The organism is Myxococcales bacterium (assembly GCA_016712525.1).
In the GTDB taxonomy this organism is placed as follows: domain Bacteria; phylum Myxococcota_A; class Polyangia; order Polyangiales; family Polyangiaceae; genus JAAFHV01.
On the sequence record JADJQX010000001.1, the window covers coordinates 599,433 to 614,368 of the forward strand.

Below are 14,936 nucleotides of genomic sequence, written 5' to 3' on the forward strand. Positions count from 1 at the left end.
ACAACCTGGTCACCCCTCGTAGAGCGCGTCGTGGATGCGGGCCGCGCGCTCCCTCAAGGTCGCGTGGAGCTCGCGCGAGCGCGGATCGGCCCGGAGCGCGCGGAGGCTCGGGCTCTTCTCGTACCAGTGGACGTCGAAGAGCCCTTGGCCCACGGCGCGCTCGAGCCCTCGCAGGGCCACGTCGACGTCGCCGGCGGCCGAGGCCAAGTCGCAGAGCACTTGGGCGTAGAACGCGCTGCGACGTTGGCTCGCGTGAGGCTCGAGGAGCCCCTTGGCGATGCAGGTCTCGCGCGCGGCTCCCCAATCTCCGCGGACGGCGGCCACGGTCGCGCGGCACAGATCCGGATCGAAGACACCGGACTCGAGGCGCGCCTCGAGATCGGACACGGCTTGCCGAATCCACTCGGCCTCTCCGCTCCACAGGGCGAGCCGGAGCATGCCGAAGGGGCGTCCGAGGCGCTGACCTTCGCTCCGCTCCAGCAAATCGATCTGACGCTTCGCCTCGCCCCATCGACCTTCGAGGCCATCGGCTCGCGCGAGCTCCCACCGGAGCACGTAGAGCTCGGGCTCGCGCGCCATGGCAGCCTCGAGGCGGGCGCGCGCGTCATCGAGGAAGCCGGCCTCGAGCAGCATGCGACCGAGCCACTCGTGCCCGTCGGGCCATCCCGGCGCCACCCGCACGGCCGCGCGAAAGTGGCGGGCCGCCGAGACGGGATCCTCCGCGTGGAGGGCGAAGTGCCCCGCCGCGATGTGGGGCTCGGGGCGGTTCGGAGCGAGCGTGAGCGCGCGCTGGATCTCGCGGCGCGCAGCGTCGAGGTCAGGCGGCGCCGCCGTGGAGAAGAACGCAAAACGGACGAGCGCCATGGCATGCCCTGCGAGCAGCACCGCGTGCTCGGGGGCGAACGAGAGCGCCCTTTCGTAGAGCCGAAGCGACTCGCCGTCGTCCAGCGCGAACGTTCGGCGGAACACCCGCCGCGCGCGCAGCCATGGCTCGATCGCGCCCGGGGGGAGGCCGATGTCCTCGCGCGCGCGCCGTCGCGTCGACGCGCTGAGAGCGAGCCCGTCGAGCACGAAGTCGGCGAGCGCGGGGATCACCTTGGCCTCGAGCGGGAAGCGCCCCGAGAGCACGACCTCGTCGGCCTCGCGGCTCCGCACCTCGAGGAGCAGCCTCTTTCCAGCCGAGATCGTGCGACCGACGATCCCGTACGTGGAGCGGAGGGCCTCGTGGTCGTCCAAGTGGAGCCTCAGGCCTTCGACCGTCGAGAGGCCGAGGAGCAGCTCGTCTCGCATGGCGCCGAGCACCTCTCGCGCTTCGGGACCGGCCTCGACGAAGGGCGCGAGGGCGACCGTCGGCGCCGGATCACGGGCGAGATCGCGCGGGCGAACCGCGAGCGGGGCTTGCTCGGCGAACGACGAGGCGAGCTCTTCGAGCGCGGCGGCGAGGGAGCTCGCGTCGGGGTGCCGGTCGGCGGGGCTCGGCGCCATGGCCTTCACGACGAGCCGCGCGAACGCCTCGGGGAGGTTCGCCTGGCGCGCACGCGGGTCGGGCGGCGCGACGTCGAGGCGCGCCACCATGACGGCGATGGCCGTATCTCCCTCGAACGGGAGCGCCCCGGTCACGAGCTCGAACAACGTGACCCCGAGCGCATAGAGATCCGTGCTCGGCCCCGTGCGCTCGTGGCGCACCTGCTCTGGCGACATGTAGGCAGGCGTGCCGACGAGGTCGTTCGTGGGGTCTTCGAGGGAGAACGCGATGCCGAAGTCGGCCACCGCGATGTGCCCATTCGGGCGGATCATGACGTTGTCGGGCTTGATATCCCGGTGGATGACGCCTGCGGCGTGGGCAGCCTCGAGCGCGCGCGCGACCTCCGCGCCGATCCTGGCGGCGAGGCCCCAAGGCAAGGGCCCCGACCGCGCGAGGACGTCCGACAGCGGCTCCCCCTCGACGAACTCCATCGTCACGAACCGCGTGCCGTCGGCGTTGTGGAGCTCGAAGACGCGCGCGACCGACGGGTGCGTGACCCGGCGCGCGAGGCGGACCTCCTTGCGAAAACGCTCCACCAGAGCGGGCCGCATCGCGAGCTCGGGCCGCAGCGTCTTGACCGCGACGACCTCGTCGAGCTCACGGTCGTGCGCGCGGTACACCTCGCCCATGCCGCCGGCCCCGACGAACTCGAACACATGGTAACGCCCGCCGAGCGTGCGACCGAGCAGCGCCGCCGCGGAGGGCTCGCCATGCGAGGCGAGGTGCCCCTCGTCCGTGACCGTCTCGGCGAGCTGGGTGTCGTCCACCACGCCTCGAAGGTACCACGCCCTCTCCCCTCGGTAGGGTCAGCTCGAGGGCGCGGGGGGCTGAGTCACCCGGTGGGTGGGCTCGTCAGCGGGGGACGCCAGGCCGAGCGCGCCGATCACGATGAGCCGCTCGAGGAGCTCGAGGACCTGCTCGCGGGGCATCGCCGCGACCTCGAGGAGGTGCGCGACGTTCGAGACACCGTCGACGCGCGTGAGGAGGAACGCCTCGCGGGGCTCGAGCGGGAGGCGAACGAGCTCTTCGTCGGACACGATGACGATCGGCACGGCGTCGAGCGCGATGAGCATGCGCTTACGGACCCGATCGGCCACCTCGAGGGCCGCGTCGATCTGGCCGGCCAAGTAGAGCGCTCGCATCGACTCGAGCTCGAGCGTGGAGCCGCCGCGTCCGCGCGTGAGATCCTCCCCGCCGCCCAGCCTATGCAGCGCGCCGAAGCCACCGAGATCGGGCGCTGGCGGCTCTCGACGGCTCACGAGGCGCCCCCGAGCACACCCCGTCCGCCGAGCGAATTTCGCAGGTATTTTCGGGCCATAGACATCGCTCTCCCTCCGTTCGATCGATAGTCCGAGGGCGCCGCGGATCGTCCTGAGACCCACCCAAGAAACGACTCCTCGCTCCGGAGCGCGACGAAACGACGCCCGAACGTCACGAGCGCGTCGCGAAACGACAGCGAAGGCGCGAACGCCCGCGTCCTCATCGGGCGATCTCTTCTTTCGCGAGCCTGTCGAGGGTCGACGTGTCGCCGACCTCGAGCCCGCGCCAGACCTCGAGGAGCGCGGCTTCGTCCGCGGACGCGGCGGCGCCCTTCGACGCGGTCTCACCGGAGCCGCGGTCCATCCCGAAGATGCGGCCCGCGATCTGGCCCACGCAGATCGACGCCGTGCTCACCATCTGGAACGCCGTACGCGGCCGCAGGATCTCGGCCAGGCCGATCGTCGAGAGCACCTTCGCGAGATCCGCGGGCGGGAGGGCGCAGATCGAGGCCTCTTTGGCCGTGTAACACGCGGGGTGGGACGCGAAGGCCTTGTCGAAGGTCGCCTTGCAGACCGCGCTCGAGGCCGGGCCGCTCGCGAACGCCCCGCTCGCGACGACGTCGTCGGCGAGCGCGCGCTGGAGGCACTGCATCACCTTCGTCACCCAGACCTTGCCCGTGTTCGAGAAGGCGCCGGCCCGGAAGGCCGTGCAGTACTTCTCGCCGAAGCCGAGCGCGTACCCCTCGGTCCCGCACGGGGTCGTCCGCTCGAGACAGGCCGAGTACCAGGAGCAGTCGCCCTCGAGCGGAGTCGCGCAGCTCGCTACCGTCGGATACGCGTCGCCGTCGGCCTCGCAGCGACCGCGCGAGGTCTCGACGACTACCTTTCCGCGCGCCCCACAGCGCGCCGCGACCTCGGCCGCGCCCCGAGAGCAGTAGACCTTGCTCGCTTCGGCCCGGCACGACGCGCGCGCTCCGTCGTCGAGCGGGATCACACGCGCCCGCTCCTGCGAGAGCGCGCTCTCTTGGACGTCTTCGTCACCGGCCTCGGCGGAGGCGCACCCGACACCGAGCACGACCATCGGGAGAACGAAGACGAGGGACAGCAGACCCGCGCGGCGCGACGAGATGTTCGGCATGCGCCCCGCTCAGCATGCGTTGTGCCACATCAACCTACGCGAAACCCCACGCCACGCCGCCAGCCGGAGGAACCACGCGAGCCTGCAAGGGGATCCCTTCGTGCCTCGCACGGCCGAACCTCTGCCTCTTCGGACGATCGTGGATCACGTACGGGCCGAGGGAGGCACGGTTCGTTCGCGCCGCCCGTGACCTGGGCCTCGAGGGCAACGGGCCAGAAATCCGCGGTTCGCGCCGAGATCCCGCGTGGGCACGTGTCGTGCAGTGTGGGACGACCATGAAGCTCGCCCCCCTCGCCATGGTCCTCTCCCTCACGCTCCCCCTCTTCGCCTGCGCCGCGGAGTCGGCAGACGAAGGCTCGGCCACGTCGAACGACGACGAGCTCAACGCCGTCCCGGGTGCGTTCCAAGTGCGCTTGCGCTCCACGACCGGCGAGGACGTGGTGCTCGCCTTCGACAAGGAGACGCGCCCGGTCGCCGGCCGCCCGGAGTGCGAGGTCGTCGTCGCGAGCCCGCTGCGGGTCGCCGTCTCCAAGGGCGCTGGGCTCTCCCCGGCGCGCGCGGAGGTCATCGTCGACAACTACGTGCGAGGGCGCACCGTCGCGTTCACGCGCTCCGCGGAGGACTCGAAGACCGCCGTCCTCACGCGCGCGAGCCGCGTGTCGTTCCGGGCCGAGATCCCCGGGTTCGTGATCGGCAAACGCTGCTCCGGCGAGCCGCTCGAGTACCACCAGAACCTGAAGATCGTGCTCGATGGGAAGCCGCTCGTCGATCCCATCGGAGACAAGGACAACTTCTGGGCGACCTTGGCGAGCGCGCCGAAGTCGGGAATCTCTCCTTCGGCGCGGTCGACCGCCAACCTCGCGAGCGTCGAGGGCGCGCAGGTCGCCCTCACCTTCGGGAAGCTCGCCGGGGACGATCCGGCCCAACCCGCGACCTGCACCCAGGTGCAGGCCATTCCGGCGCGCCTCACCGTGAAGGCGCCGGGCGCGCGGACCGTCGAGGTCAAGCTCGAGAACTACCTGAGCGGGCGCACCATCGCGCGAACGCTCGCGCCCTCGTCGCCCGGTGTGCTGCGGCTCACGGCGACCTCGTCGGACGGCAACTTCGGCGCCGACGTGCCCCCCATGGTGATCGAGTCGGCGTGCTCGGGGACGCCGTGGACGTACGACCAAGTGCTCACGCTCACCATCGACGGAAAGACGCACACCGACCCCGTCGGGCGTAGACCGTCGTTCAACCTCGATCTCGCCAAGAGTCCGTGATCCGCGCGACGGCGCGCGCCGCTCGACTGCCTATTACGGAATCCTAAGGCCAATACCCACGTCGCCGCCGAACGTCACGGGCAGTTGACGAAACACCTCTTGTCTCGTCCCGTCGGGGAGGGTCACCTCGAACGACTCTCGGAGAAAGGGGATGTAGCCCGCGACGTTCGCGCGCAACGTGAGCGGCCCCACGATCTTCACCGACGCACCGAAGCCGACGCCCCCGGAGAGCGTCGCGCGCATCTCGTTGACCGACCTCGGCAACCCCGAGGGGCGCGCGAAGAGCAGGCCGACCTCTCCCTCGGCGCACGCCGTGAGCAGGGCCGGGCCGAACACGTGAGCGAGCGGGCAGAGGCCTCCAGCGAGCGTCCCGTGCGAGAAGGCGACCTCGGCCGAGAGCACGGACGCGGCGCTCGGCACCACGTAGCTCGCGCGCCCCTGGAGCCCGATGAAGCCGCGCGGCACGAGCACGCCCACGGCCGACACCCCGAGCCCCACGCCGGGGACGGTGCCCGCGGTGAAGCGCGCCCCGAACGCGGCGTCGAAGAGGAGCGCAGGCGGCACCGGCTTCTTCGGCTTCTCGGGTATCGGGACGGGCACGGGCACGTACACCGTCTCCACCCGCACCTCGGGGGGAGGCGCCGAGGGCTTCTCGGCCGGAGGAGGAGGTGGTGGTGGTGGCGCCGGAGCGAGCGCCGCGTCGGGATCGATCATGACCGCGACGACGAGCACCAGCGACTCCGTGAGCGCGTCGCACGAGGCGCCGGCCTTCTCGAGGGAGCGCGTGCCGAGCACCTTGCCCTCGGAGTCGCGCAGCACGATGGTCGCGGCGAAGCCCTGCCCCTTCTTCTCGGCGCGGCCCTCGACCGAGACGTCGGCTTCGGCCGGGGACACGAAGACCTTACGACCGAGCCGCGCCTCGACGGCGCGCGCGAGCGCCTGCGTGGCGACACAACCGTCGGCCCCGGGCAGCCTGTCCCATCCGAGGGTGGACGTGCGCTTCTTGGGCGCCTCGGCCCGGGCCTCACGCGCGGGGGCGCCGAGGAGCGCGAACGCGAGCGCGGCGAGGGCGAGACGAGGGTGGGGCCGAGGCGAAGACAAGCTCGACGAGTCTACGCGGCCTTCCGCCGGTGGGAAGGCTCACCTGCCTCGCACGCGACGGGCGGCCGTGATTCTCGCGAGCGCGAGGGCGACGAGGAGACCCGCGAGCGCGCCGAGGCCCCCCTGCGGGCCGTTCGGTCCCACCGCGCAGCCCCCCGAATCGTCCGAGGGGGACGAGGTCGGCGAGCACGCGAGCATGGTCTCGCCCGCGTCGTTCGTGCACCGCAGCGCCTGGCACGCCCCCGATGTGCTCCCGTACGTGCATGCTTGGCCGACCGCCTTCCCGTTGCACGCCGAGATCGAGTCGGTCTGACCGCACGAGCTCGACGGCGGACGGGGCAACACGTCGGCGAAGGAGAGACACGGCACCACGAGCACGGATGCCGCGGTGATCACGGCGGCGAGCGCGCGCCTCACTTTCGCACCCCCTCGAGCTGAGACACGGGTCGAGTCCATGCCCACCGAGGAGCATCACGCATGCCAGATCGGCACACATGCAACACACGGGATCCACTCATGTTTTCGGGCCCCGAGGCACGAAGCTCCCTGCATCGTGTGCACGCGCGCGCACGCGCTGCGTCGCCCGGGAGCCACCCCGGATCAGAACGTGTAGAAGAGCTCGACGGGGAGCGTGATGTTCGCGGACGAGGTGCCGAGGCTCACGTTCTGGCTCGAGACCGACTCGGACCCGATCGTGCCGAACATGCCGAGGCCGCTGCGGAGCTGGAGGCGCTCCGACACCTGGTACCCCACGCGGAGCGCCACGGTGACGGCGACACCGAAGGTGCTCGTCGACTCTTCGACCACGGGATTGCCCGGGGTGTTCAAGCGAAGGTTGCGATCGCTCCCGCCGAAGTAGAGCCCGAGCCCGAGCCCGGGCATGAGCGCGAGGCGTTTCGTGAGGGGGATATCGTATTGCGCCGAGAGCTCGGGCATCCAGCTCGTCTCGGAGCGCCCCCCACTCCCCTCTTCGCGCCCAATCGACTTCTGGAGGAGCCCGAACGACGCACCGACGACGAGGTTGTCCTTGACGTGGTATTCGAGCGCCGGCGCGAGCCGCAGGAAGAGCGTCGAGTTGGTCTCCGAGGGGCCGGTCAAGCTCTCGGCCGACGTGCTCGAGTACGCGAACGCGGAGCGCAGACCGAGCGCAAATGCGCCCTTTTTCACGGGGAGCACGACCTCGGCCGGCTCCTCCGTGGCAGCCACCTGGGGGAGCGGCGCGCCGCGCTTCTGCGCGTCGTAGTCGGCAAACGGATCCGGCTGAGCGAACGCCGTCGAAGAAGAGAGCGCCACCAGCGCCGACGCGACCGTACCGACCGCTGCGCGACGGTGAAGTGCCAAGAACGAATATTTCATTTCACACCGTCCAAAAGCTCGAGGTGAATCTCGACGCGGCGATTTCGCTCGCGTCCATCGGCCGTCGCGTTGTCGGCCACGGGGTTCTCGGCGCCGCGCCCCTCGGAGACCACGAGGTCGGCCGGCACGCCCTTCGTCACGAGCGCGTTCCGGAGCGCCGCAGCGCGGTCGGCCGAGAGCTTCTTGTTCTGGGGGGCCCAGCCGCGATTGTCCGTGTATCCGACGAGCGACACGCGACGGATGGTTTTCTTGTTTTCGAGGATCGTCTTGGCGACCGCGGCGACCATCGCCTGGCTCTTCGTGTCGAGCGTCGCCGTGCCGTTCGTGAAGGTGATGGGCGGGCTCGGGACGAGCATGTCCCCCGAGCGAGAGAGCCCCGCGACCCCCTCCGGGATCTCGAAGGTGGGAACCGCCGCGAGCGCCTTTTTGTAGATGCCCTCGGCCTCGCGCGCCCGATCGCGGCACACCCCATAGCGCTTGTCGTTGCAGGCTACGGTCGCCGACAGCAAGGTCTCGCCGGCGCGCACGACCCCTTCGGAGTCGTGGGTCGCACACCCCCGCGTCGAGCAGAGCTTCTTCGCCACGTTGGCGTCGCGCACGGCGTCCTCGGCGTCCTTCAACGAGCCTTTGTCGTCGGCGGCGCCGGGCAGCGGGACGGCCAACACCTCGTCGAACGCGGTCGTGGCTCGCGTCGCCAGGTCGAGCGCCACCTTGTAGCGCTTGTCGTTGTAGGCCCGCTTCGCGGACTCGTGGAGCTCGCGGGCGGCGGCGTGTTTCTTCACTTCACGGTCCGCGCACCGCTCCTTTTCGCAGATGGTCGAGCGTTGCCCCGAGTCCCGCAGCGCAGAGTCGGCGTTCTTCCTGGCCTCTTCGAGCTCCTCGGAGCTTCCCGCGTCGGCGGTCACGCGGGTGAGCGGCTCGAGGATCACCGCCGCGGCGTCAGCGTGCGCCCCGGCCTCGGCGTACCTCTTCGCACGCCACGACGCTCGGGCTGCTTCGACGCGTTTGTCGGCCTCGGCGAGCTTCTGGGTCTCTTGGGGGGAGATGGCCTTGGCCTCGTCGCGCAGCGCAAGCACCCGGTAGACCTTGGGATACGCGGCCCGCCACGCCGGATCTCCCTCGGTCGACTTCACCGACGCGACGCGCTTCTCGGCGAACGACTGCGCCTCCGCCGGTTTGGCCTCTTGGGCGGCCTCGGGCTTCTTGTCTTCGGGCTTTTTCTCTTCGGGCTTTTTCTCTTCGGGTTTCGCCGCGACGACGGCGCCCGGCTCGTTCTTCTCGCGAATGCCATCGAAGAAGAGCTTCGCGTCCTTGGCCGACTTCTCGGCGTCCGCGAGGGCATCTTTCTCGTAGGCGGCAGTGGCCTTCTTGAACGCCTCTTCGCCCCGCGCGAAGGTCGTTTTGTCGGCGTCGGTAGTAGCGCGCAACTTCGCGATACTCCTCGACTTCTCGGCATCCTGAATCGCCGCGAACGCGCTCTCCCACGGCTTCGCCGAGAGGTCGGGCTTCTTCTGCGGGGCCTCGGGCGCCTCGATGCGTTTGAGCGTCTCCGCGGCGCGCTTCGCGAGAGGCAGCGCGTCCGAGCAGGCCTTCTTCTCGATCTTCTTCTCGGCCTCGCTGGCCTCGGTGAGCGCCTCTTTGCGCTTCTTCTCGTCGGACTCGGGGAGCTTCTTCCCGGCGAACGTCTTGTCCTTCTCTTTGGCCTCGCCAACGAGGCGCTTCGCTTCGCTGCACGGCTCCTCCCCGGCCTCGACCGGCGACTTGCCCGGGGGAGCGCCCGTCGCAGCGCCCTTAGGACGAACACGTACGAGCACCGCGAAGGCGCGGGCCGCGAGCTCGTCGGCCTGGGAGAACGACTTCCGGTCGAACCACGCGGTCGCGCTCGCGAGCAGCGCCTTCCCTTCGGCCGTGCCAGGGTCGTCCGCGGCCACGGCCTCCGCCCGAGCGAGCTCGACCTGCGCCTTCTGGAGGCTCGCCGCGGCCTTCTTGCTGCCATCGTCCGCGACGGGCTTCTCGGTCGCCTGTGGCGCTTGTGGCTTGGCCGAGCGGGCGTCGCACGCGCGGAAGCGCTCCTCGGCGCGGAGGGAGAACTCGTAGGAGCGCTCGTAGTCCTGGGCGTCGAAGCGCTTCTGCGAAAGCTCCAAAATGGAGTCGTATTCACGGAAGACGGTGCCGCACGCCTGGTCTTTCCCCTGCCCGATGGCCTCGCTCCGCTTGAACTGCAGCTCGACGAGCTTGCGCTCCGCGGCGGCCCGCAGCGACCCGTCACGCGGGTCCAGCCGTGGGGGCGGCGCAACGGGCGGCTGCGGCGATTGGACCGCGGTCGGTGCTGCGTGGCCACCGCGGGGCTCGTTCGCCCCGGGGACGACGATGACGGTCGACTCGCGCACGCGCTCCGACTCGGTTCGCTCCGTACGGGGGGCAACCTCCACGCGGGGCGCCGACCCCTCCGACTTCTTGTCCTTCTTGGACTTCTCGAGCGCCGCGACGAACGCCTCGACGCGTTCACGCTCCGCGAACGCCCCCGCCATGTCGAGCTTCTGGATGGCCTGGCGCGCGTACAGCGTCGCCTTCTCGTTCTCGCCCCGCTGAGCGAGCTCTTTGGCGTGAGCCACGAGCTCCTTCGCATCGGCAACCAGCTCCGGGCGCTCCAACTTTGCGCCTTGGGGAGCTGCGGCGAGCTTCTTCTCGGCGTCGGCGACGGCCGGCGGAGGAGCCGCCGACGCACACCCCGCGAGGACTTTGGCGGCCACGAAACCGAGGCCCACGATAGACAAATAGGAAGTACGTTTCATCATATCGATCCCTTCGGGAGGGCAGAGAGCTCGGGAGACGTGGGGCGAGCACCGGAGTGAGGCTCGCCGCGGCGAGCACGTTCGAGCGCGTACCGGGCGCGAATGGCCGAGAGCTGCCCCTCGGCGGTGTCCAGCAAGAGATCGCGCAGCGAGGGGTTCTCGTCCGAGCGATGGAGGGTCTCGGCCTTCGCGAGCCACCCGGCGATCCTCTCGAGCTCGAGCGCCACCGTCTTGGCGTCGGCGTCGGCCTCGACCACCCGGGCCGCGGCGCGAAGTGCCATGATCCGCTCGCCCGGGTCGGACCGCAGATCGGCCGGGCGCGGTGGGTCCTCGGCCTCGTTCCGCCCACAGCCCACGGTCGACAAGGCCACCGAAATACCGAGGGCGACACCCAACGATTTCAAAATACCGACCATGCGAACCTCAGCCTCAAGGCGTGGGCCATCTGATCTCGCTCGATCGCTTGGGCGTCACGACGGAGGCCGAACGTGTAGACGAGCGACACGTACTTCCCGAGCCGGAGCGCGGCCGAGTTGTCCCATCGATAGACCGGGCGATACGTGCCCTCTCCCTTGAAGAGGGGAGAGAACTGGTCTTCGCCGACGAAGGCGTCGAGGCGTGAGTCGACGTCGAGGAGCCCTCGAATGCGAAATCCGAGCGACGCGGTGGCCTCGGCGCCAAAGGTGGAGACGTCGGCCACCTGCTGGAGCTTGAGGGTGTCGCCTTCGAGGGCCGTGGGGTAGCGCCCGTCGAAGAAGAAGGCCTGACGGGCCGCCACGCCACCACGGATGGCGAAGCGGAAGACGTCTCCCTCGAACGCCGAGCCAACGCCGGCGCCCTCCTGGGTGACGAGCGGACCGAGCTCCGGAAAGAGCCTATACGCCGTTCCAGGCTCCATACGATCGCGGCGCGCGATCTCGCCATTCGGCCCGTAGGTCGTCGCGTCGAGCGTGCGACCCGGGTAGTACTTCGTCGGGAAGAGCGAGGTCATCCCCATGGCGTGGCCGTACGGCCCGATCACGCCGCCGAGCCGGTAGGTGTAGAGCAGCTCGGCCCGCACGTCGTCGACGAGCTTCTGGACGGGTGTCTCCGATGTGCTCGTGCCCGAACCGGCCAAGATACCGACGGCCGACTCGTCGGCCATGACATCGAGCTTCGCCAGGTGCCGCCCCGTGTCGAGCGACAAGTCGAGCTTCGTATACCCACCGAGCATGAGCGACTGGCCATTGAAGCCCCCGAGCTGGTTCGAGCGGCTCGCGAGCGAGCCATCGGCGGCGAGCACCCAGCGGAGCTTCCACGGGCCCTTCTTCTCGGCGACCTCGGCCTCGCCGACCTCGGAGCGAAGGAGCCTCCCGTCGTCGACCACGAGGCGGAGTCGCGTCACCTGCCCCGCGGTCACGACGAGCACCTGGGAGCCCTCCTCCGCGCGAGGGTTCTTGCCGAGCGCGAGCGAGTAGGTACCCGCCGGCAAGTAGGCGACGACGCTCGTCTTTTCGCCCTCCTTGACCGTGGAGTGGAAGGGACCGAACGTCCGCCCCTCGGGGGCTTCTCCGACGGTGAAGGTGTCCTCGACGGGCTGCCCGCGCGGGTCCACCACGGCGAAACGCACGACCCCGAACGCCGGGCTCACGTCGGCGGTCTCGCCCTCCTCGACGTCGACCGGAGTCGTCGCCCGGAGCCCGAGAGGCCCATCTCCGACGAGCACGTCGTAGTGGCCCGGCGGCACGGCGATTCGCCTCCCGAGCCTCCCGACGGCCACCGTCTTCCCCGATTGCCGCACGACGACCGTCACGTCGTCGGGTGTGCGCCCCTCGAGCGCGGGGACGAAGACCGCCCCGAGATCGGCCGGGACCGCCGTGATGTCCACGTCGGCCTGGTCCCTAGCGGGGAGGGCCCCATCGGCGGCGGCGCTCGGCGTCGACGCGAAGAGCAGCGCCGCGATCGACGCGGGGATCACGGCACGTGTGGGCCGGAACACGGGCATGGGCGCGCGGGCCCGTGCATGCCGTTGGGGATTGGCATGTTCGAACGAAGTATCCATAAGGCACTCTCGTGTGACGGCGGGGCACGCGAAGAGCGCGCGCCGAAACCGTGCGTGCCGAGCTACAGCAACCGGTGTGCCGCACCGTCGACTTGCCTCGTCGTCACCGTTCGACCCGCGCCGGGTGCCCGCGAGGCACGAACGTACTCGGCAGTGCTGCTGTCACCCATCGGCGACGAGGTCTCGAACGAGCGCGTCTCGTCCTTCGCGAAACACGGCCTACGCAGGAAGACTGGCCTTTCGAGCACGCCCGAGCGAGGAGTTGCCTTCGTGGTCGCGTCAGGGCACGAGGACGCGCTTCACGGCGCCTTCGCCGCGAACGGCGACCGTCACGGTGCGGGCGCGCGTCACGGGATCGCTCTCGACGGCGATCCCACGTGGATCGCGTTGGCCGCCGGCGAGCACGGTGAGGGCGCCGGGCCGCTTCGGAGCCGCGTACACGCGGCCGTCAGCGTCTCCCTCCACGGACGATGTAAAGTACACGTTCGTGTCGTCGAGCGTGAGGCGCTGCCCCCCGGGCCTTCCTTGCGCGACGAGCTCGGGTCCTGCGGCGCCGACTTTGGGGACGCGCACGACCGCGCCGTTCACGAGGAGGGCGTAGACGTGGGTCGGGTCCGTGGCCAGGTCGACGACGACCTCGGCGAAGGCCGTTACGGTGTCGGGCAGGGTGCCCGTATTCCCCTTGGCGCGGCGGCGGAGGGCCTTCCCTTGTCGAACGGCGAAGTAGAGGTTGACGTCGTCCGCGACGATGGCCGAGATGCCGTCGGGGGTGCGCCCGAAGGCGTACTGGAGGCCGCCGTTCACCCGCCCGTAGGCCCGGATCTCGTCGTCGTTGCCGTTCCCGTACGTGAACACGGTAAAGACGTTGTTGTCGGGCGTGACGGCGGCGTCGACCGAGGCATCGCCGGCAAAGGGATACCCATCGAAGACGGCGATTTGCCTGTACGCCTGCGAGTTGTCGTCGACGAGGGTCTGGGCTGCGACGGACTTGTCCTTGGCGACACGACCGACGAGCGTGACGCGGCCGGCGTCGGAGCGGGGATCGTTGGCGGCGACCCAGAACACGAACCGCGAGTCGGACGAGATCCACCGAGGCGTCGCGAGCCCCTCGGCCATGGTCTCGACGGTGGCCTGTGCCCCCTTCGCTTTGCGCCGGAGCTGACCGCCTTCGTTGATCCAGTACACGTGCGTGCTGTCGACCACGACGTCGATCGGCCTGTCTTGCTGGCCGGCGAAAACGGGGGCGACGAGCACGTCGGGCAATGCGCCATCGGGCAATGCCCCGTCGGGGCGCGGGGGATCTTGGGAGGACGCGTCGGCGACGTCTGCCCCAAGCTCCTTGTCCTCCAGACCAAGGACCAGCGCGCAGGCCTGCGCGAGGCCCGCGAGCGCGCCGACGGCGAGGAGGCGATTGACGAAGAAGCGTAAGCGGCGCATCAGAACGCCCCCGAGTACGACAGCCCAGGGCCTCCCGGCCCCCCGAAGCCGAGCCTCGAGGTCGGTCGCGGGGGAGCAGGGTCGTCGGGCTGCCGAACCACCAAGAGCACGAACGCCCCCACGATGCCCGCCACACCTACGGCGAAGCCGACGGTCGACAACGCAGCGGCGGAGCGCGCGTCGTCGTTGGCCGCGAGGCCGGCGGCGCTGCACACCGTTCCGCGACAGCTCGCGTCGACCTCCGACTTGGACCGAATGGCCTGAATGCCAAATATCGTACCCACACCGACACCGGCCAATCCCACGACGCCCGAGACAACGGCGGGCCACGGGAGTCGTTTTCCACCGGACGCGGGAGCGGTGGGAGCCGGCGTCGAGACCTGCGGCGCTTCGGCACGCGCGGGGGACTCGGCCGCGAGCGCGGAGATCACCACGGTGGCCGCGCTCGGCCCCGCTGCTACCACGAAAGGCGTCTCACCGCGGGCGTGCCCAGGCGCACGCGCGAAGAGCGAGTGCGGCCCCGGGTCGAGCGGGAGCGGCGTCCCGAGGCTCTGCACGGCCATGGGCCGGCCGTCGAGGCGGAGCTCGAGCCCCTCGGGGGCCGAGCCCTCGAGCTTGAAGGTGACCTTCGACAGCTTGGCCTCGAGCTCTTCGGCGCGCTTCTCCGCGAACCTCTCGCGCTCCGGTTGTTTCGCCTTCGCCGAGAGCCGAGCTGCCTCGAGGAACTCGACCCACGCGCTCGCCGTGAGCCCGAGCGCGTCGTGGCACGTGGCGAGGTTCAGCGCCGTCCCGGGCTTCGGGTCGAGCCTCAGGCTCTCCTCGTACTTGGGGCACGCTTCGGCCATTTTTCCTTGGGCTTCGAGGCCCTTGGCGAGCTGAAAGAACGTCTCGGCCTGGGCGCGCTCGGTGGGCGTCGGGGTCTGCGGCTCTTCGGCGAGGGCGCGAGAGGGCACGCCACCCAAGGCCGCGAGGGCCGCTCCGACCGCGAGCGCGCGGAGGGCGCGCGTTCCAACCTGGTGCAT

General features: G+C 70.3%; 12 protein-coding genes. 1 reads left to right on the top strand and 11 read right to left on the bottom strand.

Translation table 11 applies throughout. The features are described 5' to 3' along the window. Nucleotides 1-9: 9 nt before the first annotated feature. The 3 genes from IPK71_02595 to IPK71_02605 form a co-directional block, all read right to left on the bottom strand. Entirely contained in the window at nt 10-2,295 is a 2,286-nt protein-coding gene (locus IPK71_02595) for a protein kinase (GenBank protein MBK8212612.1), read from the bottom strand. A gap of 36 nt (nt 2,296-2,331) precedes the next feature. Beyond that, nucleotides 2,332-2,784, bottom strand: a complete 453-nt coding sequence (locus tag IPK71_02600) for a hypothetical protein (GenBank protein MBK8212613.1) — start codon at nt 2,782-2,784, stop codon at nt 2,332-2,334. Between the two features lie 220 nt (nt 2,785-3,004). Further along, on the bottom strand, nt 3,005-3,922 hold the full coding sequence (locus tag IPK71_02605) for a hypothetical protein (GenBank protein MBK8212614.1): 918 nt from the start codon (nt 3,920-3,922) through the stop codon (nt 3,005-3,007). Between the two features lie 275 nt (nt 3,923-4,197). Between IPK71_02605 and IPK71_02610 the strand changes: the two genes are divergently transcribed. Beyond that, nucleotides 4,198-5,184, top strand: a complete 987-nt coding sequence (locus IPK71_02610) for a hypothetical protein (GenBank protein ID MBK8212615.1) — start codon at nt 4,198-4,200, stop codon at nt 5,182-5,184. Between the two features lie 33 nt (nt 5,185-5,217). Here IPK71_02610 and IPK71_02615 read toward each other — a convergent pair whose 3' ends face one another. From IPK71_02615 to IPK71_02650, 8 genes are all read right to left on the bottom strand, one after another. Beyond that, on the bottom strand, nt 5,218-6,285 hold the full coding sequence (locus IPK71_02615; protein ID MBK8212616.1) for a hypothetical protein: 1,068 nt from the start codon (nt 6,283-6,285) through the stop codon (nt 5,218-5,220). A 39-nt stretch (nt 6,286-6,324) separates the two neighbouring features. Beyond that, nucleotides 6,325-6,702 (bottom strand): hypothetical protein, encoded by a 378-nt coding sequence (locus tag IPK71_02620; protein ID MBK8212617.1) that lies wholly within the window; start codon nt 6,700-6,702, stop codon nt 6,325-6,327. 183 nt (nt 6,703-6,885) lie between these two features. Further along, nucleotides 6,886-7,578: a hypothetical protein gene (locus tag IPK71_02625; protein MBK8212618.1), complete on the bottom strand. Its 693-nt coding sequence runs from the start codon at nt 7,576-7,578 to the stop codon at nt 6,886-6,888. 59 nt (nt 7,579-7,637) lie between these two features. Then, on the bottom strand, nt 7,638-10,439 hold the full coding sequence (locus IPK71_02630; protein ID MBK8212619.1) for an OmpA family protein: 2,802 nt from the start codon (nt 10,437-10,439) through the stop codon (nt 7,638-7,640). Beyond that, nucleotides 10,436-10,852 carry a hypothetical protein gene (locus IPK71_02635; GenBank protein ID MBK8212620.1) on the bottom strand — a complete coding sequence of 139 codons (417 nt, stop codon included), beginning with the start codon at nt 10,850-10,852 and terminating at the stop codon, nt 10,436-10,438. Before IPK71_02635 ends, IPK71_02630 begins: the two co-directional genes overlap by 4 nt. Continuing rightward, on the bottom strand, nt 10,837-12,420 hold the full coding sequence (locus tag IPK71_02640) for a hypothetical protein (protein ID MBK8212621.1): 1,584 nt from the start codon (nt 12,418-12,420) through the stop codon (nt 10,837-10,839). The genes IPK71_02635 and IPK71_02640 overlap by 16 nt, the downstream gene beginning before the upstream one ends. 336 nt (nt 12,421-12,756) lie before the next feature. After that, nucleotides 12,757-13,914 carry a hypothetical protein gene (locus IPK71_02645; GenBank protein MBK8212622.1) on the bottom strand — a complete coding sequence of 386 codons (1,158 nt, stop codon included), beginning with the start codon at nt 13,912-13,914 and terminating at the stop codon, nt 12,757-12,759. Continuing rightward, nucleotides 13,914-14,936, bottom strand: a complete 1,023-nt coding sequence (locus IPK71_02650; GenBank protein ID MBK8212623.1) for a tetratricopeptide repeat protein — start codon at nt 14,934-14,936, stop codon at nt 13,914-13,916. Before IPK71_02650 ends, IPK71_02645 begins: the two co-directional genes overlap by 1 nt.

Excerpts from the sequence above, each read along its gene's own strand:
- IPK71_02650 (MBK8212623.1), bottom strand. The coding sequence starts at position 14,936 with ATGCACCAGGTTGGAACGCGCGCCCTCCGCGCGCTCGCGGTCGGAGCG.
- IPK71_02610 (MBK8212615.1), top strand. The coding sequence starts at position 4,198 with ATGAAGCTCGCCCCCCTCGCCATGGTCCTCTCCCTCACGCTCCCCCTC.
- IPK71_02605 (MBK8212614.1), bottom strand. The coding sequence starts at position 3,922 with ATGCCGAACATCTCGTCGCGCCGCGCGGGTCTGCTGTCCCTCGTCTTC.
- IPK71_02645 (MBK8212622.1), bottom strand. The coding sequence starts at position 13,914 with ATGCGCCGCTTACGCTTCTTCGTCAATCGCCTCCTCGCCGTCGGCGCG.
- IPK71_02635 (MBK8212620.1), bottom strand. The coding sequence starts at position 10,852 with ATGGTCGGTATTTTGAAATCGTTGGGTGTCGCCCTCGGTATTTCGGTG.
- IPK71_02640 (MBK8212621.1), bottom strand. The coding sequence starts at position 12,420 with ATGCCCGTGTTCCGGCCCACACGTGCCGTGATCCCCGCGTCGATCGCG.
- IPK71_02630 (MBK8212619.1), bottom strand. The coding sequence starts at position 10,439 with ATGATGAAACGTACTTCCTATTTGTCTATCGTGGGCCTCGGTTTCGTG.